This window comes from Neobacillus sp. YIM B06451 (assembly GCF_032667185.1).
Classification (GTDB): Bacteria; Bacillota; Bacilli; order Bacillales; family Cytobacillaceae; genus Bacillus_D.
On record NZ_JAVFKJ010000003.1, the window covers coordinates 225,224 to 246,405 of the forward strand.

Annotated in this window: 23 protein-coding genes and 1 other RNA gene; 15 read left to right on the top strand and 9 right to left on the bottom strand. The window is 45.3% G+C overall.

What is annotated here, in order from left to right; genetic code table 11:
* Position 1: 1 nt before the first annotated feature.
* The 5 genes from RB160_RS08620 to rnpB all read left to right on the top strand — a co-directional run bounded on the left by RB160_RS08620 (position 2) and on the right by rnpB (position 3,421).
* Positions 2–1,276, top strand: a complete 1,275-nt coding sequence (locus RB160_RS08620; RefSeq protein WP_316569831.1) for a ribonuclease H-like domain-containing protein — start codon at positions 2–4, stop codon at positions 1,274–1,276.
* 362 nt (positions 1,277–1,638) lie between these two features.
* Positions 1,639–1,875 (top strand): CotD family spore coat protein, encoded by a 237-nt coding sequence (locus RB160_RS08625; RefSeq protein ID WP_316569832.1) that lies wholly within the window; start codon positions 1,639–1,641, stop codon positions 1,873–1,875.
* A 113-nt stretch (positions 1,876–1,988) separates the two neighbouring features.
* Positions 1,989–2,540, top strand: a complete 552-nt coding sequence (locus RB160_RS08630; RefSeq protein ID WP_316570048.1) for an SLOG family protein — start codon at positions 1,989–1,991, stop codon at positions 2,538–2,540.
* Between the two features lie 115 nt (positions 2,541–2,655).
* The gene (gene gpsB / locus RB160_RS08635; protein ID WP_316569833.1) at positions 2,656–2,964 is read left to right on the top strand and encodes a cell division regulator GpsB; all 309 of its coding nucleotides are present in this window, start codon (positions 2,656–2,658) and stop codon (positions 2,962–2,964) included.
* A 78-nt stretch (positions 2,965–3,042) separates the two neighbouring features.
* An RNA gene (gene rnpB, locus RB160_RS08640) (RNase P RNA component class B) lies at positions 3,043–3,421 on the top strand.
* Positions 3,422–3,534: 113 nt separating this feature from the next.
* Here rnpB and RB160_RS08645 read toward each other — a convergent pair.
* The gene (locus RB160_RS08645; RefSeq protein WP_316569834.1) at positions 3,535–3,765 is read right to left on the bottom strand and encodes a hypothetical protein; all 231 of its coding nucleotides are present in this window, start codon (positions 3,763–3,765) and stop codon (positions 3,535–3,537) included.
* Positions 3,766–4,150: 385 nt separating this feature from the next.
* Here RB160_RS08645 and RB160_RS08650 point away from each other — a divergent pair, with 385 nt between their 5' ends.
* Both RB160_RS08650 and RB160_RS08655 read left to right on the top strand, forming a co-directional pair.
* Positions 4,151–5,290: a THUMP domain-containing class I SAM-dependent RNA methyltransferase gene (locus RB160_RS08650; RefSeq protein ID WP_316569835.1), complete on the top strand. Its 1,140-nt coding sequence runs from the start codon at positions 4,151–4,153 to the stop codon at positions 5,288–5,290.
* An 87-nt stretch (positions 5,291–5,377) separates the two neighbouring features.
* A complete protein-coding gene (locus tag RB160_RS08655; protein ID WP_316569836.1) occupies positions 5,378–5,539 on the top strand; it encodes a hypothetical protein in 162 nt (53 codons plus the stop codon).
* Between the two features lie 49 nt (positions 5,540–5,588).
* Here the strand turns inward: RB160_RS08655 and RB160_RS08660 are convergent, their stop codons facing one another.
* From RB160_RS08660 to RB160_RS08680, 5 genes are read right to left on the bottom strand one after another with little or no spacing between them, the layout of a single operon-like run.
* A complete protein-coding gene (locus RB160_RS08660) occupies positions 5,589–5,888 on the bottom strand; it encodes a metal-sulfur cluster assembly factor (RefSeq protein ID WP_316569837.1) in 300 nt (99 codons plus the stop codon).
* A gap of 14 nt (positions 5,889–5,902) precedes the next feature.
* Positions 5,903–7,147: a hypothetical protein gene (locus RB160_RS08665; protein WP_316569838.1), complete on the bottom strand. Its 1,245-nt coding sequence runs from the start codon at positions 7,145–7,147 to the stop codon at positions 5,903–5,905.
* Between the two features lie 13 nt (positions 7,148–7,160).
* Positions 7,161–7,367, bottom strand: coding sequence for a DUF2249 domain-containing protein (locus RB160_RS08670; RefSeq protein WP_316569839.1), 207 nt, complete (start codon positions 7,365–7,367; stop codon positions 7,161–7,163).
* Complete coding sequence (locus RB160_RS08675; protein ID WP_316569840.1) at positions 7,364–7,606, bottom strand: DUF2249 domain-containing protein; 243 nt, start codon at positions 7,604–7,606, stop codon at positions 7,364–7,366. The genes RB160_RS08670 and RB160_RS08675 overlap by 4 nt, the downstream gene beginning before the upstream one ends.
* 15 nt (positions 7,607–7,621) lie before the next feature.
* A complete protein-coding gene (locus RB160_RS08680; protein WP_316569841.1) occupies positions 7,622–8,311 on the bottom strand; it encodes a Crp/Fnr family transcriptional regulator in 690 nt (229 codons plus the stop codon).
* A gap of 321 nt (positions 8,312–8,632) precedes the next feature.
* Between RB160_RS08680 and RB160_RS08685 the strand changes: the two genes are divergently transcribed.
* The 3 genes from RB160_RS08685 (at position 8,633) to RB160_RS08695 (ending at position 11,433) form a co-directional block, all read left to right on the top strand.
* The gene (locus tag RB160_RS08685; protein WP_316569842.1) at positions 8,633–8,866 is read left to right on the top strand and encodes a DUF2249 domain-containing protein; all 234 of its coding nucleotides are present in this window, start codon (positions 8,633–8,635) and stop codon (positions 8,864–8,866) included.
* Between the two features lie 113 nt (positions 8,867–8,979).
* On the top strand, positions 8,980–10,497 hold the full coding sequence (locus RB160_RS08690; protein ID WP_316569843.1) for a carboxypeptidase M32: 1,518 nt from the start codon (positions 8,980–8,982) through the stop codon (positions 10,495–10,497).
* A gap of 27 nt (positions 10,498–10,524) precedes the next feature.
* Positions 10,525–11,433: a DMT family transporter gene (locus RB160_RS08695; protein ID WP_316569844.1), complete on the top strand. Its 909-nt coding sequence runs from the start codon at positions 10,525–10,527 to the stop codon at positions 11,431–11,433.
* Positions 11,434–11,468: 35 nt separating this feature from the next.
* Here the strand turns inward: RB160_RS08695 and RB160_RS08700 are convergent, their stop codons facing one another.
* Genes RB160_RS08700 through RB160_RS08710 form a run of 3 tightly spaced genes read right to left on the bottom strand, consistent with a single transcriptional unit; the run spans position 11,469 to position 13,794 of the window.
* Positions 11,469–13,133, bottom strand: a complete 1,665-nt coding sequence (locus tag RB160_RS08700) for a b(o/a)3-type cytochrome-c oxidase subunit 1 (protein ID WP_316569845.1) — start codon at positions 13,131–13,133, stop codon at positions 11,469–11,471.
* Complete coding sequence (locus RB160_RS08705; protein ID WP_316569846.1) at positions 13,133–13,609, bottom strand: cytochrome c oxidase subunit II; 477 nt, start codon at positions 13,607–13,609, stop codon at positions 13,133–13,135. The genes RB160_RS08700 and RB160_RS08705 overlap by 1 nt, the downstream gene beginning before the upstream one ends.
* A 23-nt stretch (positions 13,610–13,632) precedes the next feature.
* Positions 13,633–13,794, bottom strand: a complete 162-nt coding sequence (locus tag RB160_RS08710) for a cytochrome c oxidase subunit 2A (protein ID WP_316569847.1) — start codon at positions 13,792–13,794, stop codon at positions 13,633–13,635.
* A 218-nt stretch (positions 13,795–14,012) separates the two neighbouring features.
* On the opposite strand from RB160_RS08710, the gene RB160_RS08715 reads away from it, so the two are divergent.
* The 5 genes from RB160_RS08715 to RB160_RS08735 all read left to right on the top strand — a co-directional run bounded on the left by RB160_RS08715 (position 14,013) and on the right by RB160_RS08735 (position 21,007).
* Positions 14,013–14,243 carry a hypothetical protein gene (locus RB160_RS08715; protein ID WP_316569848.1) on the top strand — a complete coding sequence of 77 codons (231 nt, stop codon included), beginning with the start codon at positions 14,013–14,015 and terminating at the stop codon, positions 14,241–14,243.
* Between the two features lie 126 nt (positions 14,244–14,369).
* Entirely contained in the window at positions 14,370–15,143 is a 774-nt protein-coding gene (locus RB160_RS08720) for an SDR family NAD(P)-dependent oxidoreductase (RefSeq protein ID WP_316569849.1), read from the top strand.
* Positions 15,144–15,387: 244 nt separating this feature from the next.
* Positions 15,388–16,470, top strand: coding sequence for a type III polyketide synthase (locus RB160_RS08725; RefSeq protein WP_316569850.1), 1,083 nt, complete (start codon positions 15,388–15,390; stop codon positions 16,468–16,470).
* Complete coding sequence (locus RB160_RS08730) at positions 16,467–17,039, top strand: isoprenylcysteine carboxyl methyltransferase family protein (RefSeq protein WP_316569851.1); 573 nt, start codon at positions 16,467–16,469, stop codon at positions 17,037–17,039. Before RB160_RS08725 ends, RB160_RS08730 begins: the two co-directional genes overlap by 4 nt.
* 317 nt (positions 17,040–17,356) lie before the next feature.
* Entirely contained in the window at positions 17,357–21,007 is a 3,651-nt protein-coding gene (locus RB160_RS08735; RefSeq protein WP_316569852.1) for a dynamin family protein, read from the top strand.
* The last annotated feature ends 175 nt before the right edge of the window (positions 21,008–21,182 follow it).

The following is a 21,182-nucleotide window of genomic DNA, read 5'->3' on the forward strand; positions in this document are numbered from 1 at the left end:
GATGTCACTAAAAAACAAATTGAACCGGTTGAAACCGCATCTTTCCACTGGCAATGAGCCTTTGCGGCAAATTGAAGAGCAGAAGGGGCCGGCCCATGAAGTTCCTTTTAAGGACGATTGGGCAAAGGCCGGGGTATGCACCTACCATTTTGATGGCCAGTACTGTCTAATAAAGGAGGTTGCTTATCCGCTATCACATCAGCATGGGAAATACAGATTTTCCGATTTCATCAAGGCAACGGCTATTTGGGAAAAGACAGGGATTGAACATCCTCTTTCTTCGGCCGGGCATTCCCCGGGAGAGTTGTTCTTTTTTGATACGGAAACAACAGGCCTCGGCGGCGGGACGGGCAATACAATCTTTCTGCTCGGCTATGCGTATGTCAAGGGAAATTCCCTTTTATTAAGGCAGCATATCTTGCCCAATCCCGGAGCGGAAGTACCTTTGTATCAAAGTTTTTTGGAAAACATTAATTACCGGACACTTGTTACCTATAACGGAAAATCCTTTGATTGGCCACAAGTAAAGACAAGGCACACACTTGTCAGGGACCATGTTCCGAAGCTCCCCCAATTCGGCCATTTTGATTTGTACCATGCCGCAAGGAGGCTTTGGAAACATCGTCTTGACCGAATGAAGCTTTCTGTCGTGGAAAAGGAAGTGCTGGGAGTCGAGAGGGTAGATGATATACCCGGATTTCTCGCGCCGATGATTTATTTTGATTTTGTAGAGAGCGGCCGGCTTGAAGGAATGCTCGGGATTATGAAGCATAATGAGCTAGATATTCTTTCCCTGGTTACTTTATACGCACACCTGACATTTCAGATTTGCGGGGTGGACGAAGATCGGACTAACCGGGAAGCCTTTGAGGTGGGAAAATGGTTCTCGTCGGTTGGCAACCACGGTGAAGCGGTGAAGGCTTTTACTGAACTAATTGACGGGAAAGGTGAAGAAGCGGACCGCTCAAGGCTAGCCCTCGCATATGCGCTAAAAAAGGAGCGGAATTGGGAGGGCGCGTTGGAACTGTTTAGCTCTCTGGCAAATTCGGCGGATAGAAGCCTTGCGATTGAAGGGTGCATTGAGGTGGCAAAAATACTCGAACATCGCGATAAAAATTTTGAAAAGGGCCTGGAATTTTGCAGAAAGGCCATTTCCCTTTTCGAGGTAGAAGAAATCAGGTTATCAACTGGCAAGGCCAGTATAGGGGAACTGGTTCACAGGGAAGCAAGGCTTGTTGGAAAATGTGGCTTAGGCAAAAGGAGCAGCAATGTTTAAGGGGCTGAATGAGCGGCCTCTTTTTGTTTGGGAGGAAGAAACCGCTAGGCTAAAAAAGCGTGTCATAAATATTTCGGAATTTTATTGTGAAATTCCCAATTTATTAGTTGTTTATGATGGCGAACGGCTGTAGAATTGAAATTTGGGAAGGTATTTTCGACATTAATCAACATAAATGGGGCTGGTTTCATGTATAAAGCAATCTTATGTCTATTTTTTATCGTAGTCTGCCTGACGGCGATCATTTTCACGAATATGAAGGAAAGTTTCCTGGCATTTCTCATGTAAATGGGTCAATTCCTTAGCGCGTTTTGCGCAATACTGCCATAGGCTATTAACACCTTGGAAAAGGAGTGATTGCCATGTATGGCAGGCCAGGCAACGCAAACGGGTTTTTCCCCGCTGCCCCATTGCATGTTAACCATGAATATTCTACCATAGTCATTCCCCATATCCATCCTGTCCATGGAATAACGGTGAACCATCAGCGGATTATCCATGAACATTATTTTCCGCAGCAATACAGTTCTTTGCATCTTCCGCCGGTCCACAGCTTCAGGCCAGCAAGGCGGGAAGGCGGTCCATGGAATTTTTATTAGGGGCAAGGCGAGGGGTTCATTCTTGAAAGGGCGGGAAAAACGCCCTTTTTATTGTTCTTTCCGATTATTTTATATTTATACGAGAATATACTTTACAAAAGGAGGCGGATTTTCTGTCCAAGGTAGTGGCAATCTCAGGCTATAAGCCTTTTGAACTGGGCATTTTTAAAAAGGACCACCCTTCAGCGGAATTTATCCGTGCCGCCTTTAGGAAGGAATTGCAGGGAATGGCCGAATCCGGTCTTGAATGGGTATTAATCAGCGGCCAGCTTGGCGCGGAACTTTGGGCGGCGGAGGCTGTTTTTGAGCTCCAGGAGAGGTACCCGGAACTCAAGCTTGCAGTCATCACCCCTTTCCTAAACCAGGAGGAAAAATGGAATGAAGCAAACAGGGAATGGTATGAGTCCATTCTGCTCGGGGCGGAATATGTGGATTCTGTTACAAGAAAGAACTATGAAAGCCCTGTCCAATTCAGGCTTAAAAATCAGTTTTTTATCGAAAAAAGTGATTCGCTTCTTCTATTGTACGACCCAGAAAAGGAAGGGAGCCCCAAATTCATCTACGAAATGGCCCAGCGGAAAGAGGGATATCCAATACGGCTGATTACTTTCTACGATCTGCAAGAGATTGTTGAAGAAGAACAGATGAAGCGGTACGATTTTTAAATCCTTTTGCTTTTGTTACAATGGCTGTAATTGGTCAAACACTAGAAGAATTGACAAAAGGGGATATTTTTGAAAAAATGATATGTAATGATTGGCGAAGCCTGAGGTGAATGAAATGTTATCGGATAAAATTAAACTTACGGCAAAAGATATTTTGGAACAGGAATTTAAGACTGCCATGCGCGGCTATAAGCAGGAGGACGTCGATAAATTCCTTGATTTGATTATTAAGGATTATGAAACCTTCCACCAGGAAATTGAAGAACTCCAGCAGGAAAACCTCCGCCTTAAAAAGCAGCTTGAGGAAACATCCAGAAGGGCTTCGCAGCAGCCTGTACAGCCTGCCGGCACGACCAACTTCGATATACTTAAACGTCTTTCCAACCTAGAAAAGCATGTTTTTGGAAATAAATTGTATGATTAAAGGAAGCTGCCAGCGTTTCCTCTAAAAACCATTGCTTTTCATGATGGATATTTCTATAATAGATATTGTCCATTAATCGCGTTCGGGTAATCGCTGCAGTTTCCGCTGCAGAGGAAAGTCCATGCTCGCACAGGCTGAGATGCCTGTAGTGTTCGTGCCTGGCGAAAAAATAAGCCAGGGCAGCCTGTTTGGGCTGACGGCCGGGAAAATGCCTAAGTCCATTGGATATGGCATGAATACCTGTAAAAGTGCCACAGTGACGTAGCCTTCAAAGAAATGCGAAGGGTGGAACGAGGTAAACCCCACGAGCGAGAAACCCAAATTATGGTAGGGGCGCTTTCTCCAAGGAATTCAACGAGGGAGAAGGACAGGCGAATGCCTGTAGATAGATGATTACCGCCGGAGTACGAGACCTATGTCGCTTGCAGTACAATGGTACAGAACATGGCTTACAGAACGCATTAGTGGAAATTGCCATAGAAACGAAGGCTCTCCGTAGATGGGGAGCTTTTTTTGTGGGATAATATAGTTTCGAAAATGTTTATTAATTATCACTTTAGTTAGTTTATGTTAAGGCGTCATTATCCAAGTTGGAAGTTGCTCATGTTTGGACACCGAACATAGATTTATAAAATCTTTATCGATTAACGGAATTTGAGTGACACCTTTTCGGTTTTTGGGCAAATCTTTGTCGCTCAAACTGATTTGTACGACACCTTTTAAGGATTTCGGCCAATCTTTGTCGTTCATCCGGTTTTGAGCGACACCTTTTCGACTTTTGGCCAAATCTCTGTCGCTCAAACGGATTTGTGCGACACCTTTTAAGGATTATGGCCAATCTTTGTCGTTCATCCGGTTTTGTGCGACACCTTTCCGGCTTTTGGTCAAATTTCTGTCGCTCAAACTGATTTGTACGACACATTTTCAGCTTTGGGCCAAATCTTTGTCACTCATCCTGCTATGAGCGATACCTTTTAAGAATCTATCTCGCTAAATCATGGCGACAGAGTCTAAGGTTTCCCATTTGCACACTAACAAGGGTAAATTACAGCGACAAATTCCAAAGTTGCCCATGTTCTCTCCCAAGGGAATTGCCCCAGTCCTTCTTCGGTTGAGGTGGACTTTTGAAGTTTTTTATGCAATCCTGTTAACATACTAAGCATACATACCAAGGTAAGGTGAGAAAATGGGCAAATATCAACTAATCGCAACCGCGGCAATGGGGCTGGAAGCGCTTGTTGCCAAGGAAGTTAAGGATTTAGGATATGAAGGAAGCACGGAAAATGGCAAGGTTACATTTACGGGTGATGAAGCAGCGATTGCGAGGGCCAACCTTTGGCTTAGGACAGCCGACAGGGTTAAAATAAAGGCTGGCGAATTCAAGGCGTTTACCTTCGATGAATTATTTGAAAAAACAAAAGCGCTGCCATGGGAACAATTCATTTCAGAGGATGCTGAATTTCCTGTAAGTGGGAAATCTGTAAAATCGAAGCTTTTCAGCGTGTCCGACTGCCAGGCAATTGTGAAAAAGGCAATTGTCGAAAGACTGAAAAAGGCTTATAGCAGAACGACCCGTTTTGAAGAAACAGGGCCATTGGTTAAAATTGAAATTTCACTCCTGAAAGACGTTGCAACGCTTACGATTGATACGAGCGGAGCGGGGCTCCATAAAAGGGGGTACCGCGCGGGACAGGGAGAAGCGCCGCTGAAGGAAACCCTTGCGGCATCCTTGGTTCTGCTGACGAACTGGACGGCTGATAAACCATTCATAGACCCGTTCTGCGGATCGGGAACGATTCCAATAGAGGCTGCACTGATTGGCCAAAACATTGCTCCTGGGTTTAATAGGGAATTTGTTTCCGAACAATGGGGCTGGATTCCGGAAAGGATTTGGGATGAAGCGAGGACGGAAGCCGAAGATATGGCCAATTATGATCAGCCGCTAGATATTTCGGGTTCGGATATCGACCACAGGATGATTAAGATTGCTGAGGGGAATGCTTTTGAAGCAGGGCTTGGCGAATTGATTTCATTCAAGCAAATGCAGGTTCGCGATCTGACTTCCGACAAGCAATATGGTGTTATTGTCGCAAACCCTCCTTATGGGGAGCGGCTGGGGGACAGGCCCGCGGTTGAAAAAATGTATCGTGAAATGGGCGAAGCTTTTGGCAAGCTTGAGACATGGAGCAAGTATATAATGACGGCCCATGAGGACTTTGAAAAGTTTTACGGAAAGCCGGCAACAAAAAAACGAAAGCTTTTCAATGGTTTTATTAAAACGGATTATTATCAGTATTGGGGGCCAAGGCCGCCCCGCGGCGAGTAGCGGAAATTTTATATGGATATGTGAATATTCCTGGTGACCACCGAATAGAATACAGACATCCTACATTATTCGGGAGGGAATGGAAACATGTATCAACCGCTTGACTTCGCTAAAATTGCCAAGGCGATTGAGGCTACACAGCAAATACTGAACCAGGATGCCAATTCAAAGGTGAATACAATCCTTCAACTGCAGGAAGCGGACAGGAACTGGAAGCAGGCGCTAGCGGCAAATACCGCGATAAGATAAGGCCGGGAACAGGGGAAAACCCTGGACTCCCGGCCTTCATTTTTTTATTTTATCTCCCTAACTGTTTCAATGCTTCTTCCGACATATTTTCAGGGGACCATGCCGGCTCCCAAACAAGGTGGATGACAGCCGTGTCGATTTCTTCCATCGTTTCGATTCTGTGTTTTACGCCCGAGGTGATGCTGTCATGGAGAGGGCAGCCTGGAGTCGTCAGGGTCATTGTGATTTCCGCATCCCTTTCAGAAGCCATATGAATTCCATAGATAAGGCCCAAATCCACAACATTAATGTTCAGCTCGGGATCAAGCACATGTTTAAGTTCCTCGCGAATTTTATCTGTAATTGCCATAAGAAAACACCCCTTTATTTTTTTAACACTAGAATAATTGTCACGCTCATTGCCAGAAGTGAAATTGAAACGGCTGTTTGGCCGATGTAAAAAAGGGCGGCTATTTTTGTGAGAATGGAACTAAACACAATTAGAGATCCGGCCGCCAGCATCGAAAACAAGGGCACCGCCGATTTGTCACTGACCATATCCTTTAGTGAAGGAACCGCTTTTTTTCCAATTTCACCGCTGTATTTATGTGTCCACCATAAAAAGGGCACGATTTTATACAGGTAGCCCAAAATGCTCAAAGCAATCCACAGTAAGATATAAAGATAAATAAGTGGGCCGATCAGGCTGGAAAAAGAACCTGACATCCAGGCTGCCAATGCCGCCACATGGATAGCTGCGCCAAAGGCAATTCCTAGCAGCGCGAAAATAAAAGGCTTATCAAGCTTTTTCTTAATTCTCTTGCTGATAATATGCTTTATATGCCAAGAAAAGAGGATAAATCCGGCGGCTAGGATTGCAAGGCCCGTGCCTGCCAAAAAGGCATTTTCGGCCCAAAAGGAAATTAGTAGAGCGGCGAGACCCAGTGAATATACGACATAGACGATTTTTGCCATTTTCATATCATAGCCATGAGATAGAGAAAACATTGGAACCATCTTATAGGAAAAACCGAATATCAATAAAGTAAACCAGCCTGCAGTCCCAAGTAGGAGATGGCTATTAAAAACAGCCCCGTAAATGGCTGACCCGTCACCAGTTTTAATAAACCATGCCATCAAAATGCCAAGAACAATCGTCGTCAGCAGGCAGAATAGCGCGGTGCCAACAAATAAGGTCAGGATACTGGGCTTCGCTTGTTTCCTGAGTGTCATAATCATTTGGAAAATGAACATCAGTATTCCTGCCAACGCGAGGACTCCGGGCAAAAACGCCTTGGGAGGATTTACATAAAGCATCACTGAAAAAATCCCGATTCCGAAAAAGGTGGCCGTAAATTGGATATAGCCAAATTTTTCGCTCCAAATCGGCGTTAGGAAAGCCACCGGTACAAGCTGGTACATTGCTCCCATTGCAGTCATCAGCGCCCACCCTAAGAGCAGGAGGTGGGCCGCTGACCAGACGGGCGGTATCCGGAAAATCCCATCAGAAACCAAATTTCCATTCATAAGCAAGATTGCCTGTGATAGAATCAATGCTGCCAGGCCAGACAAAATAAAAGCAAACGGCAGCCTAATGGCTGTTTCATTCCCTGTATGTTGTTGAAGCATGATGCATCCTCCTCTAGCGGAAGATTTCTATTTTAAAACTTCCGTCGTTTTGTTCTTCAGTCCGCTGGTTAAAGCCGAGTTCCTCGAGCTGTTCATAAAGGAACATTGGCCGGCGGTCGTTGATTATCGTCAATGTTTCGTTATCTTTGAGTTTTTCCAAAGCCTTCAATGTCCTCATCATCGGCTGTGGAGGCTCAAGCCCTCGGTTATCAAGAATCATTTTTGACCACCCTTTTTCGTAAAAGTGACTTTCCAGTGTTTCTTCTCAATTTCCTCTTCCTCATGCGAAAACCCTTTCGCCTTCATCACAGCAAATAACGGAACAGGCTTGAAAGGTGCATGTAGAATGAAAACATCGTTTTCCTCAAGCCCCAGAACCGCATCCATTATTTTTTGAAAAGGCTCAAGTTTATTTTTCAAATCTTCTCGTACATCAAGCTCTACAATCTTTTGGTCCATGATTATCTCTCCTTTTTAAAAAAGTTCCTGTTGGAGTGCATCCCTGTCGATTAAATAAAAGCCTTCCTCATCCTGCCGCAGCAGCTGTTTTTTCTTTAAGTGGTTCACCGTACGGGAAACGGTTTCCCTTGTCGTGCCAATCATATTGGCCAACTCCCGGTTGGTAAATTGTGTTGTCAACTGGTAAACGCCATCTTTCCCAACCCCATTGGATTTTGTCAGTCTCAGAAGGAGGAGAATGATTTGTTCATACGTATTGTGGAGGATTTGCGCTTCAAGCCGTGCCTGGAGGTCGACGATTTTTTCCCCAAGAACCTTGAACAGCTTAATGCTCAGTTCGGGATATGATAAAAGCAGCTTTTCAAATTCCTTAATCGGAACGACAATCAATTCGGCTTTTTCAACGATTTCAGCATGAGCAGGAAAATCCCCCTGCCTGAAAAAGCCCGCATGCGGAAACATTTCGCCTGGCTCTAACACGGAAATAATTTGTTCCTTGCCAGCAGAATCTGTCCGGTAAATTTTGACCTTTCCCGTATGGATAAAAAACACCCGGTCCAGAGGGTCATCCTGCATAAAGACGTATGCCTTTTTCTTGTAAAAACGGGCGATGGCGATCTTGACAACCTCTTCAAGTTCGCAGAAATTCAATTCCTTGAAAATCGGAACTGCAGCCAGCCGTTTAATAATATCGGTCCTCTTCATCGGCTTCACCTTTTACCCTATCTAATTATTGATAACCCTAGTGTAACAGGGGTCCAAAATCGGGTGTGTGATATCCATCATACATATCAAACAACATTTGAACTTTGTGTGAAAAAGCCATGCTATTACTATGGATCCTCTGAAATTTCGATTGGGCTTGGATTGTTAGCCGCCGAAGATGAAGACTAATTTTGTAAGAGTCGCGAGGAAACAGCTGAAAAAAATATATATCACTTTGTATGTGTGATGAGCCGCACAACATTGAGGGTTTTCAGAAAATATAATGGAAAAGAATTAAATAATATAACAGGAGTGAAAACAATGATTACTTATACAGCTATAGTAAATGTCCCAGATTATCCCCCGCGTGAAAAACACCCGACGATTTTCAGGACTTTTGATGAGTTAAATAATGGGGAATTCATGCAAATCGTTAATGACCATGATCCAAGGCCGCTGCTTTATCAGTTCATGATGGAGCGCCCAGAGGCTTTTGAATGGGAGTACCTTGAAGAAGGGCCGGAAACTTGGAAGGTATCTATTAAAAAGAAATAGCAGGAATTCAAACATAAAGCGCTGCGGACAACACCATCCGCAGCGTTTTTCGCTTGCGGAATTTTTGCAAAAGTATGATAAAATGGATTAATTAACTGCAAAGGGGTTTTGGTATGGACAATAAAATTTCGGAAATAGAAAAAGAATTCCTCGAATACGTAAAGAAAATGGCGGCCTACAACGAAGCGCTTGGCCTTATTTATTGGGATTTGCGGACCGGGGCTCCGAGGGAAGGGCATGTTCAGCGTGCCGAAGTAATCGGCGTGCTTCAAAGTGAAGTTTTCAAAATGTCGGTATCAGATAAGATGGCAGCATACATAGAACAACTATCCGGTGGTGAGCCCGGAGACATCACAAAAAAAGTCTTGGAAGAGTGCAAAAAGAACTTCGACCGCAACAAGAAGATACCCGAAGACCTGTTCAGGGAATATGTCGTTCTCCAGGCAAGGGCGGAATCGGTCTGGGAGGAAGCAAAGAAGGCTTCGGATTTTGAAATGTTCAGGCCCTACTTGGAAAAACTGGTCGCCATCACCAAGCAGTTTATCGAGTATTGGGGCCACGGCGGCAACCCATATAATTCGCTCCTTGACATGTATGAGCCTGGGGTTACCGTTGAGGTTCTTGACAATGTATTTGCAAGAATCCGGGATAAAATTGTCCCTTTGGTAAGCGAAATAGCCAAATCGGGCAATAAGCCCGAAACAGGGTTCCTTTTCCACTATTTCCCGAAAGAAGCGCAAAAGGATTTCAGCCTTGAAGTCCTCAAGAAAATTGGCTATAACTTCAATGCAGGCAGGCTTGATGAAACCGTACACCCTTTCGCGACAGGACTGAATCCAGGGGATGTTAGGGTAACGACAAATTATGATGAAAATGATTTCCGCACAGCGGTTTTCGGGACAATCCATGAAGCCGGCCATGCGCTGTACGAACAGAATATTTCCAAGGAACTGATCGGGACACCGCTTTGCTCTGGCACCTCCATGGGCATCCATGAATCGCAGTCGCTTTTTTACGAAAATTTTATAGGCAGGAGCCTCGGGTTTTGGAAGAGCAACTACGATTTGTTGAAAAAATATGCGGATGGGCAGTTTGACAGGGTTTCGGTGGACGATTTTTACAGAGCGGTCAATGAATCAAAGCCATCCTTTATCAGGATTGAAGCAGACGAGTTAACGTATCCCCTTCACATCATTATCCGCTATGAGATAGAAAAGGGGCTTTTCAACAATGAAATCGAAGTAAAGGATCTTCCGGAGGTCTGGAATAGAAAATACGAGGAGTATTTGGGCATCCGGCCGTGGAACGATGCGGAAGGAGTCCTTCAGGATGTCCATTGGTCAGGAGGCTCTTTCGGCTATTTCCCTTCGTATGCCCTTGGATACATGTACGCTGCACAGTTCAGGAATACGCTTAAAACAGAAATGCCGGATTTTGAAAGCATGTTGGAAAAGGGCGACTTTCTTCCGATTAAGGAGTGGTTTACAAAGCATGTCCATACCTTTGGAAAAGTGAAAAAACCGCTTGAAATCCTTCATGACGCGACAGGGGAAGGGCTGAATCCAGATTATCTGATTAAATACCTTTATGAAAAATACAGCGGTGTATATGACCTAACTATAAATGATTAGTGTTTCACTGATTGGTGGTGCCTTTTGTTGAAAAAGTACATTCCGCTTATGCTAATCGCAGCCAGCGCATCCTTGTGGGGCTGTATTGCAATTTTTGTAAGGGGGCTGGCCCAAGTTGGCTTTAGCTCGATGGAAATCGTCACAATCAGAGTCGTTATTGCGGCAATCCTATTAGCTGTGATTGGAGGCATAAAATACAGGAATGAAATGGCGATTCGGATAAAGGACAGTTGGCTGTTCATTGGGACGGGTATTTTCAGCATCGTGTTCTTTAATTGGTGCTATTTTACCGCCCTGAACTTGATGGATGTATCGCTCGCGGTTATCTTATTGTATACGTCGCCAATTTTTGTGTCGATATTATCCTATTTTGTTTTTAGGGATAAGTTCACGAAAACTAAATTTTTGGCTGTCGCGGGAACATTTGTCGGATGTGTCCTTGTTGCCGGCTTCCGAGGGGATTCTGCCACCGTTTCCGCAACCGGGCTTCTAATTGGCCTTGGGGCAGGGTTGGGCTATGCGCTTTACAGCATTTTTGGGAAAGCGGCGTTAAACAAGTATAAGCCATTTACGATTACGTTTTACACGTTTTTGACAGCCGCCTTATTCCTCCTCCCGTTAACCCGCCTTTGGGAAAAGGCTGACGTTGTCCTAACTGGAGACTCACTCCTTTATGGCGCGGGCCTAGGGATTATCCCGACAGTTTTGGCCTATTTTATGTACACGAAGGGACTTGAAAAAACAGACAGCAGCACAGCGGCGGTTATCGCGACTGTTGAACCGATCGTGGCGACAATGCTTGGGGTTTTCCTCTATGGGGAGGGGATCGGCATCCTGCAAATCATCGGTTCCGCTCTCATCCTCCTCGCCGTATCTGCAACTAATCTGAATTTTGAAAACATCCGTCCGAATAAGAAAAGGCTCCAGTCAATGTGACCGGAGCCTTTCCTGTCCTAGTTTTAAAATCTAGACTACCATTTACTCCACGTTTGCCAGCCCTTCGAACCTATTGGCGCATTCTGGATGATATCAATGAGCGGAATTGTGTAGGCGAATAGGATTAACGCCGCGGTGATGCCCAGCCACAGCTTCCAGTTTTCGAAAACTGCTGGCGCCTTTGCTTCTGCCGCTTCTGCTTCGCCGACAGGGAATTCTTCGTCCCCTTTAGGCGCGAAGAAAGCAAGGTTAATGAATATAATCAATACGAGAATGATGCCGATGAACAAAATAGAACCGCCGATTGCCTGGGCAACCTGGTAAGGGATCCATTCGGCTGCCTGGGCAGAACCGCCATATTCAGAGAAGGCAGACCGGCGAGGAGCTCCCAAAAGGCCCGCAGCGTGCATGGCGCCCGACATGAACGTCATGCCGACGGCCCAGACCCACGCCTGGATAATGGCCAATTTATTCATAGTCTTCGTCAGTTTCCTGCCTGTCAAATGCGGAACAAGCCAATATGAAATTCCAAAGAAAGTCAGGACAACCGTTGTGGCAAGCGTCAGATGGAAATGGCCTGTTACCCAGATCGTATTATGGACAACCTGATTCAATTGGTGCGACGCGTTGATGATACCGCCCGCACCGGCAGGGATGAAAGCCGCCATTCCGATGAACGGGACTGTGAATCTCGCGTCGCCCCACGGAAGTTTTTTCGCCCAGCCGAACAATCCCGTTGCACCTTTGGAACGGCCGGTTTTCTCAAATGTCGCGAACATTGAGAAAGCAGTCATCAAGGATGGGATGATGACCATGAATGTCAATACAACCTGCAAGAACTTCCAGGCAGGGTCAATTCCCGGTTCAACAAGCTGGTGATGGAAACCAACAGGAATCGAAAAGAGCAGGAATAATAGGAATGAGAGCCTAGCCAATGAATCAGAAAAGATTTTCCCACCGATGATTTTAGGGATGATTGCATACCAGCACATGTATGCGGGCAAAAGCCAGAAATACACGAGCGGATGGCCGAAATACCAGAACAATGTCCGGCTGACGAGCACATCGACCCGGTCGACGATTCCAAGCGACCATGGCAAAAGCTGCAACAGAACCGTGGCGGCGACACCCAGGGTCGCGACAATCCACATGACAGTATTTACAACGACCATAAAAGTCAAAAGAGGGCTGTTTTTTCCAGGATTCTGCCTGCGCCACTTGCCGTAAGTTCCCAGAAGAGCCCCTCCGGCTACCCAGCTTCCGACAATGACAAGCGTAAGGCCAATGTAGAAAATCGGATGGGCCATCAATGGTGCGTAAAACGTAAACAGTACGGTGGCTTCTTTTAACAGAATCATCGTTGCCGCCATTGCGGTTCCGATCGTCATGAGCCAGAAGCCGATCCAGCCTGCCTTTCGTGCCCCATTAGACATCGTGCCCGCAGTCCGGCTCACCGCCGCTGTCTGGAAACCCATGATGAAAAAAGTAGTGAGGACAAGGCCAAGCAAAACGCCGTGTACGGTCAATACTTGATAATAATCGATCCCGAATGGAAGCTGAAATTTCCCGGACCTAACCAAAACTTGCAAGAGGCCCATTAGGCCGCCAAGTGCAAGGGCTGTGAATGCGACATAAAGGTGGGCCATGGAAAGCTTTGCATCCCGCGGGTCGACTTTTGTTTGGATAGTGGAATCGTTCATTATTCAGTCACCTCGATTGTGGATTGCATTAAGTGGTGCCCTGTGCCGCAATATTCATTACAGACGACAAGGTATTCACCAGGTTTGTCGAAGGTAGTCGTGAACTCGCTTACATAGCCGGGTTCAAGCATCATGTTAATATTTGTGCCGGCAACCTGGAATCCATGGATGACATCCTTGGTTGTTGCAATTACTTTAACTTTTGCCCCAAGAGGAACTTGTACTTTCATTGGATTATAGGAAAAGGCCGAGGCAACGTAAACGAGCTGGTAATCCCATTCCTTACCTTCTACCTTAGTCAATCCCGGTTTGTCGAACGGTTCGGTCGTGTCCACTTTTTCAGGGTCAATGGTCAAGTTGCAGCTTGGCGGCTGGTTCCCCATATAGAAAGCGCTGACCCCAACAACGGATAAGAACATGACGAGAGTGGCGGTACCAAATGTAAGCCAAATTTTTTCAAACTTATGAATGTGCATGAATGCTCCCCCTTTCTATTTTTTTAAAAGCGGTCAAGGAATAAGAAGTAGACCCCTGCCCAAGTCACAATTAAAAACGCCCCTAGCAGGAAAACCGATAAAAGGGTCCCCTTCAGGACTGGTTCCGAATCCTGGACTTTGTGCTTTACTTTCTTACCTGTCTTTGCTAATTCTGTTTTTGCCATCCCCAAGCACTCTCCTCCCAAAAAGTTGAAAAATTCGATAAGTACTTACTTCATAATACAAAACTATAAAAAAAGTAAAATATGGGTTTCCGAATGTTCACAAATTATACATACCTGCTTAATCACTATGGTAATAGGAGAAAACCGTCAAAACAGTGATTTAAATCACTTTTTTAATAGGGGAATTGTGTCTAAAAATTGAACATGAAACAAAAAGGGTGAGAAAAGTTGTTGAATGTCCTCAAAGAGCGCAAAAAAACGATTTCAAGAACAAAAGAGGAAGAGAGAAAATAAACTGTAAGCAAACAAAGGAAGGACTGGGGGAAATGGAGAAATACTACTGTGAAAAATGCAGGTTGATTTATAATGAAAAAACAGCCTGCAGGATTTGCGGATCGCTTGCCTCCAATAAAATTTGGATTGAGGTCCAAAAACAGGATAAGGATTAATCTTTGGCACCGATTATTCGGTGCTTTTTCCTTTTTCATTCATTATAATGAGAGAGTCAAGCCTACCAGGAAAGCTAAGGGTGAAATAATCGAAATGATAAACAAAACTAAGGGAGGATGAGCAAGATGTATTTACCTTCGTTTCGGCTGGATGGAAAAAAAGCCATAGTGACGGGTGCGGGAAGGGGAATCGGAAGGGCGCTGGCATCTGCCCTTGCTGAAGCCGGCGCAGATGTGGCAATCCTTTCACGTACCGTTTCCGACCTTGAAGAAACAGCGGAAATCATAGATAGCCACGGCCGGAAAAGCCTGGTCATTCCCGCGGACGTGACAAGAAGGGAAGATACGCTTCGCGCGGTAACAACTGTAAAGGAAGAATGGGGATCAATCGATATTCTCATCAACAACGCGGGGATGAATATTCGCTCAAAGGCGCTTGATGTAACCGATGATGAATGGGAAACGATTATGAATACGAATCTGAAATCTGCTTTTATGATGGCCCAGGAAACCGGGAAGGTAATGAAGGATCAGGAAACAGGGGGAAGGATCATTTCTGTTTCATCCGTTGCAGGCCATGTCGCGCTCAGGACAGGAGTCGTGTACGCGGCAAGCAAGGCGGCGCTCATCCAGATGACTAAGGTCCTGGCACTTGAATGGGGAAAATACAACATCAATGTCAATGCAATCGGGCCGTGGTATTTTAAAACACCTTTAACGGAAAAACTCCTCGCAGACCCTTCCTATGTAAAGGATATACTCGATGTAACGCCATTGAAGCGGATTGGTGAACTTCCTGAATTGGCGGGTCCGGCTGTATTCCTGGCTTCTGAAGCGGGCAGCTACGTCCATGGGCAGACTTTGTTTGTCGATGGCGGAATGACGATTCAGGGATTCTAGTTTTTTTCTGGAAATGATTGGCCGATGATGGCAGCTTATGAATTTGGTATAATGGAGTAGCACAACAACCCTTCAAAACAAATTGCTCCCTCTTTTTATAAAGAGGGGGCTTTTTTTGTTTTTAACACAATTAACATGGCTCGTATACTTTCTTTCAAAATAGGGAATAGGCTAGTAGCCGTTCCGGAATAATTAACCGGATCCGGGAGAAAATACCCTTACAAGAGTTGAAGGAGAATGGACGATGCCAGCAGTCATTTCAATAGCGGAAGCGCTGCCTCCATATAAGGTCGAACAGGAACATGCAGTCGAATTTGCCAGGGAGTTGTTTTCGGAATCTTATCACGATATTGGACGGTTATTGAAGATTTTCGAGAATGGCCAAATCGAGAGCAGGAGGTTCGTAAAGGATATTGATTGGTTCAGGGAGGAACGCTCCTTCAAGGAAAAGAACGATGCCTATATTGAAGCGGCCGTGGAGCTTGGGACCAAGGCCATTGTCAATTGCCTGTCAAACAGATCATTTTTAAAAAGACAGGTTGAATGCCAGGAAATTGACGCGTTGTTCTTTGTGTCAACGACCGGGCTGGCAACACCGAGCATCGATGCAAGAATTATGAACAAGCTGCCTTTTTCGCCTTATGCCAAACGGATTCCTATTTGGGGACTCGGTTGTGCCGGGGGAGCTGCAGGTCTATCAAGGGCATACGAATACTGTCTTGCGTTCCCGGACGCAAAAGTACTTGTTCTTAGCGTTGAGATCTGTAGCCTGACGTTCCAAAAAAATGATCGTTCCAAAAGCAACCTTGTCGGGACTTCCCTATTCGCGGACGGGGTTAGCTGCGCGCTTGTTTGTGGTGATGCAGTAAACGATCTTCATGCAGTGAGGGTGCCGGAAATCACCGCGACCCAATCGACGCTCATGCCTGAATCATTGGACGTCATGGGATGGGATATTAAAAACGAAGGGCTTTATGTTATCTTCTCCCGCGATATTCCCACAATAATAGAAAGTTGGCTGCAGCCGAATGTCAGTGCCTTTTTGGAAATGGAGGGCATCGAAATCGGGGAGCTTCGGTATTTCATTGCCCATCCTGGCGGAAAGAAGGTTCTTGACGCGTATGCCAACTCCCTAGGAATCGATATACAGATGATGGAAATATCAAGGGAAGTTCTAAGCAAATTCGGGAATATGTCATCCGCGACCATTCTTTATGTTTTGAAGCGACACATGGAACTGAATCCATTGGCTGGCGAATATGGCCTCGCTGGCGCTCTCGGGCCAGGTTTCAGTTCGGAACTATTGTTAATGAGGTGGAAGGAATGAACCTCTTCACCACATTTATTGGGTTCGTCATTTTTCAGCGGATTACCGAATTGATCATTGCGCGGAAAAATGAAAGGAGAATGAAACGGGAGGGTGCGCTTGAATTCGGGCAGGCGCATTATCCGTGGATGGTCTTGATGCATACATGTTTCTTTTTGGCCCTCATTCTGGAAGTATGGGCGCTAAAAAGGGGTCCTTCCCCTTTGTGGCCGATTTTGCTCGGGATATTCATCCTCACGCAGGTTGGGCGAATTTGGGCGCTTTCCTCACTAGGAAAGTACTGGAACACAAAAATCATTGTTCTTCCAGGCGCAAATATTGTAAGAAAGGGTCCCTACAGGTTTATTAGGCATCCCAATTATGCAATTGTAACCATTGAGCTTCTTGTGATCCCTTTGCTGTTCGAAGCCTATATAACAGCTGCCGTCTTTGCTGTATTGAATGCCATTATTCTCTCCGTCCGAATTCCAGCCGAGGAAGAAGCACTAAGAAAGCTGGCTGAATACGATAAAACGAATGGACGGCCGAAACGATTTTTACCGCAAATGTTAAAGAAAATTGACAAATAGGCCTCTCGTATTGAAAATGATTATCGAACATGATACACTTTCCTTGGAAATGAAAATCATTCTCATCAGGGAAGGTGTTACATATGGCGCTCGTTTTTGTCGGAGGAACCGTTTTGGTCTATGCCGCAGTTATGAAGCATGTATTAAGCCATGTTGCCAGGCCAACTAGATAATGATAATCCTTATTTACTCTAAAACCAGGGCTTCCCTGGTTTTTTGCTGTTTATTAAGATGGAAATAGGAACTTCTTATGGGAAATGAGCGAATTTTCGTATAAAATAAAAAGGATATTATATTTTGAAGGGGATTTTCTTTTCATGGTTCAGGCAGAAATGGAACGACAATCAGGAAATAAACTAAAAGGGGTCATCACCGGGCTCTATTATTACTTTGAGAAACATGGGGATTTGGCTTCCGCCCATAAAGTGAAACAGCTTGGCTGGAAATATGCTGCAAAGGAGAAGGCAATCGCCTTTTGCGGCCACTTTTCAGCAGGTAAATCGTCATTAATAAACCGGATTGCCGGTAAAGATATCCTGCCATCAAGCCCGATTCCGACAAGCGCAAATCTTGTCAGGGTGAAATCAGGTGATGATTATGCAAAGGTTTTTTTCAAAAAGGGCATGCCGTGGCTTTATTTGTCTCCTTATAATTATGAAGTAGTGAAAAACCACTGCCTTGATGGGGATGAAATTGAGGAGATTGAAATCAGCCGAAATGATTCTGCCCTACCGGAAAGAGCGGTCATCCTCGACACCCCGGGAATTGATTCTGCAGACGATGCGCATAGGATTGCGACAGAATCTGCAATCCATCTTGCGGATCTCGTTTTTTATGTGATGGACTATAACCATGTCCAATCCGAAGTCAATTTCCTTTTTACGAAGGAACTCCAAGATGCAGGCAAGGAAGTATACCTTGTTGTCAACCAAATCGACAAACACAGGGAAGAAGAACTAACCTTTGACCGCTTTAAGGAAAGCGTTTCCACTTCATTTAAATCGTGGGGAGTGAAGCCGGCAGGCATTTTTTTCACATCCCTGAAAAAACCGTCCCTCCCGGAAAACGAGTACTTCGAATTGGAAAAATTGGTTCATACAAAACTAAGTCTTGAGGGAGAATGGCTAGAAAACTCGACGTTTGCTTCTTTGAGTAAAATTGCACAAGAATATTGGAAGAATCTTTCAACAGATCAGGAAGCCGAAAGGGCGATTCTAAATGAAATCCTTGCCGATAATCCTTATGGCGGGGATGATTCGCTGGACGAAAAAATCAATGCGATTAACGAGTCGTTATCCACGCTTGAAAATGTAGCCGACTCCGCTTCAAGGGAGCTTGATAAAAAGGCGGGCCATATTCTTAATAATGCCTATTTAATGCCATTTGAGACGAGGGAGCTTGCAAACGCGTATCTCGAATCAGAGCAGCCCGGCTTTAAGGTAGGCTTTCTATTCTCAGCGGGGAAGACACTTGCCGAAAAAAAGGTGCGAAAGGAAGCTTTTCTCGAAGCGGTAAGAGAGAAAACGAAACAGCAGGTTGACTGGCATATTCGTGAGCTGTTACTAAACGTTTTGAAGGAAAACGGAATCAGAGACCCACATCTTGAAGAGAAGGCGAGGAACTTTTCGGTTCCTGTAGCCGATGACTTAATTAAGAAACCACTGAAAAAAGGCGCTATTCTTTCAGGGGACTACCTGCTGAATTATACGGACGGGCTTGCATCTGAAATTAAGAAGGTGACAAGGGACAGAATTTCCGAATTTAAAAAGGAATACGTAAATGTCCTAAGCAGCCAGGCAGAAACGTTGGCCGCCCGTGAAAAACGCGAACTTGAAATACTTGCGGAGGCCAGAAACGCGAGGGACAGGCTGGCGCAGCTTGATGAGGAGCTTGCTGCCGCTAAAAAAGAGATAGATACAATCATTGAAAATAGTGCGGCTGCGGAAGAAAGCTTACCGGAATGGCTTTTCTCACGCCAGAATGAAAATGTAAGAATTATCCGTGAAGAAGATTATGCCAAAGCCGTTCCAGCCATAAGTGAAGTTAAGGATAATCTTCAAGAAAAAGTATCAAAACAGGAAAAACAGTTTGATAGCGGTGAAGCGATATCCTCAAGGCTTAGGGATGCAGCGGCCATTATCGAAGGGCTGCCCGGATTTGGCTATTTGGCCGGTGAGCTTTGTGAAAAAGCCAATAAGATTGAAAACAGCTCCTACACCGTTGCACTTTTTGGTGCATTCAGCGCCGGAAAATCGTCTTTTGCAAACGCGTTGATCGGAGAGCGGGTTCTGCCTGTTTCCCCGAATCCGACTACAGCAGCGATATGCAGGATCAAGCCGGTTGACAACGAACATTCGCACGGCTCTGTCGTTGTGAAAATGAAGGAACGGGACAGCCTGCTCGCGGATGTGAACAAGGCACTGAAGTTCTTTACGGGAGCAGCAGCCAGCCTTGAAGAAGCTTTGGATAAAATCAAGGAACTAGAAAACAAACCGTTCAACGGGGATACTGCCGAAAAAGCGAACCTTTCATTCCTGAACGCGTTTGAATCGGGGTATTCGGCCGCAAGGGAGAGCCTTGGAAAGACAGTTATCGCCGGGATGGCGGATTTCGTGGATTTTGTGGCTAAAGAGGACAAATCATGTTTTGCCGAGTGGATCGATCTGTATTACGATTGCCCTCTGACCCGAATGGGAATCACTCTTGTTGATACACCTGGGGCAGATTCAATTAACGCAAGGCACACAGGAGTCGCTTTCGATTATATAAAAAATGCCGACGCAATTCTATTTGTCACCTATTACAATCATGCATTTTCAAGGGCCGACCGAGAATTCCTGATCCAGCTTGGAAGGGTTAAGGAAGTATTCGAGCTTGATAAAATGTTCTTTATTGTCAATGCAATCGACCTTGCAAAAGATGAAGAAGAAAAGGAACTTGTCCTCAACTATGTGAAGGGGCAGCTTGGAACGTATGGAATCAGGAATCCGTCCATGCATCCGGTTTCATCTCTTTTGGCGCTGAAGGAAAAAACGGAACGCCACGGCCGTGATTCTTCGGGAATATCCGGCTTCGAAGAAACGTTTTTCAGCTTCATCAATGATGGCTTGGCAAGTATGGCAGTCGCTTCTGCGAAAAAGGATCTTGAGCATGCTGTCAAAAGGGTTGCTACGCTCGTGGCTTCCGCGAAGGCTGACATTTCGAACGCGAATGAAAGAAGCCGTGAGCTTAAAGAACGTAAAGCCGCTGCTATGTCGTTCATTTCCTCGCAAAAAACAGGACCGCTTGAACAAATGCTTGCCCAAGAAGTCCAGGAACTGGTTTATTATTGCAAGCAACGAGTATTCTTCAGGTTTGGGGAGTTTTTTAGGGAATCCTTCAATCCTTCATTGTTGAGTAGCGGAAGCGGAAACATGAAGAAATCACTTGATACCGCCGTTGGCGACCTTCTGGAAAGCCTTGGCCACGATTTGGCGCAAGAAATGAGGGCGACTGTGCTCCGGATTGAAAAGTACACCGCCCGGAAAGTATCCGAAAGCCGTGAAGCACTCGTGAACGACATCTCGGAAATGTGCGAAGGAATCGGTTTTTCCGGCTTCGATTATCCAAAACCCGCGGGGGTTGAATTTCCGTTTGCATTTGCGGATACAAATAGGACCAAATTTTCAAGGCAGTTGGCAATGTTTAAAAACCCGAAAGATTTCTTTGAAAAAAACGGGAAGAAAGCGATGCAGGACCAGCTCGAGGCCGCGCTTGCTATCGAGGCGGACAGCTATCTTCGCGTCCAGTCCGAAAGGCTTGAGGAATACGGCCGCTCTCTTGCCAGACAGTTTTTTGCCTTATTGGCGGCGAACCTGGAGATGCAAGTGGAAAATCACTTCACCGGCATGCTTGAAGTTTTGGACGGCGGCATCGACATGGGCCTGCTTGAGGATTCATTGTTAAAGCTTCAACGAATCAGCAATTAGTCCACTATATTGATAGGGTTTATGATATAATGGGTTGTGAAGCTTTTATTAAAAAACAATGTTAAAATCAACAGCCAAGTTTAATTGGTCGTTAATTAAACTGAACCAAAAATTCCGAGGCGCATAACAGCGCCTTTTTTAAAAGAAAAAAATTGACTAGCCAAGCGCCAAGATT

What these genes read in the sequence shown, in the direction of transcription:
- RB160_RS08675 (WP_316569840.1), bottom strand. Translation starts at nt 7,606, where the DNA reads ATGGACCAAAAGATTGTAGAGCTTGATGTACGAGAAGATTTGAAAAAT.
- RB160_RS08730 (WP_316569851.1), top strand. Translation starts at nt 16,467, where the DNA reads ATGAACCTCTTCACCACATTTATTGGGTTCGTCATTTTTCAGCGGATT.
- RB160_RS08625 (WP_316569832.1), top strand. Translation starts at nt 1,639, where the DNA reads ATGTATGGCAGGCCAGGCAACGCAAACGGGTTTTTCCCCGCTGCCCCA.
- RB160_RS08670 (WP_316569839.1), bottom strand. Translation starts at nt 7,367, where the DNA reads ATGATTCTTGATAACCGAGGGCTTGAGCCTCCACAGCCGATGATGAGG.
- RB160_RS08720 (WP_316569849.1), top strand. Translation starts at nt 14,370, where the DNA reads ATGTATTTACCTTCGTTTCGGCTGGATGGAAAAAAAGCCATAGTGACG.
- RB160_RS08665 (WP_316569838.1), bottom strand. Translation starts at nt 7,147, where the DNA reads ATGCTTCAACAACATACAGGGAATGAAACAGCCATTAGGCTGCCGTTT.
- RB160_RS08620 (WP_316569831.1), top strand. Translation starts at nt 2, where the DNA reads ATGTCACTAAAAAACAAATTGAACCGGTTGAAACCGCATCTTTCCACT.
- RB160_RS08685 (WP_316569842.1), top strand. Translation starts at nt 8,633, where the DNA reads ATGATTACTTATACAGCTATAGTAAATGTCCCAGATTATCCCCCGCGT.
- RB160_RS08655 (WP_316569836.1), top strand. Translation starts at nt 5,378, where the DNA reads ATGTATCAACCGCTTGACTTCGCTAAAATTGCCAAGGCGATTGAGGCT.
- RB160_RS08680 (WP_316569841.1), bottom strand. Translation starts at nt 8,311, where the DNA reads ATGAAGAGGACCGATATTATTAAACGGCTGGCTGCAGTTCCGATTTTC.
- RB160_RS08650 (WP_316569835.1), top strand. Translation starts at nt 4,151, where the DNA reads ATGGGCAAATATCAACTAATCGCAACCGCGGCAATGGGGCTGGAAGCG.
- RB160_RS08690 (WP_316569843.1), top strand. Translation starts at nt 8,980, where the DNA reads ATGGACAATAAAATTTCGGAAATAGAAAAAGAATTCCTCGAATACGTA.
- RB160_RS08710 (WP_316569847.1), bottom strand. Translation starts at nt 13,794, where the DNA reads ATGGCAAAAACAGAATTAGCAAAGACAGGTAAGAAAGTAAAGCACAAA.
- RB160_RS08725 (WP_316569850.1), top strand. Translation starts at nt 15,388, where the DNA reads ATGCCAGCAGTCATTTCAATAGCGGAAGCGCTGCCTCCATATAAGGTC.
- RB160_RS08735 (WP_316569852.1), top strand. Translation starts at nt 17,357, where the DNA reads ATGGTTCAGGCAGAAATGGAACGACAATCAGGAAATAAACTAAAAGGG.
- RB160_RS08660 (WP_316569837.1), bottom strand. Translation starts at nt 5,888, where the DNA reads ATGGCAATTACAGATAAAATTCGCGAGGAACTTAAACATGTGCTTGAT.
- RB160_RS08705 (WP_316569846.1), bottom strand. Translation starts at nt 13,609, where the DNA reads ATGCACATTCATAAGTTTGAAAAAATTTGGCTTACATTTGGTACCGCC.
- RB160_RS08700 (WP_316569845.1), bottom strand. Translation starts at nt 13,133, where the DNA reads ATGAACGATTCCACTATCCAAACAAAAGTCGACCCGCGGGATGCAAAG.
- gpsB (WP_316569833.1), top strand. Translation starts at nt 2,656, where the DNA reads ATGTTATCGGATAAAATTAAACTTACGGCAAAAGATATTTTGGAACAG.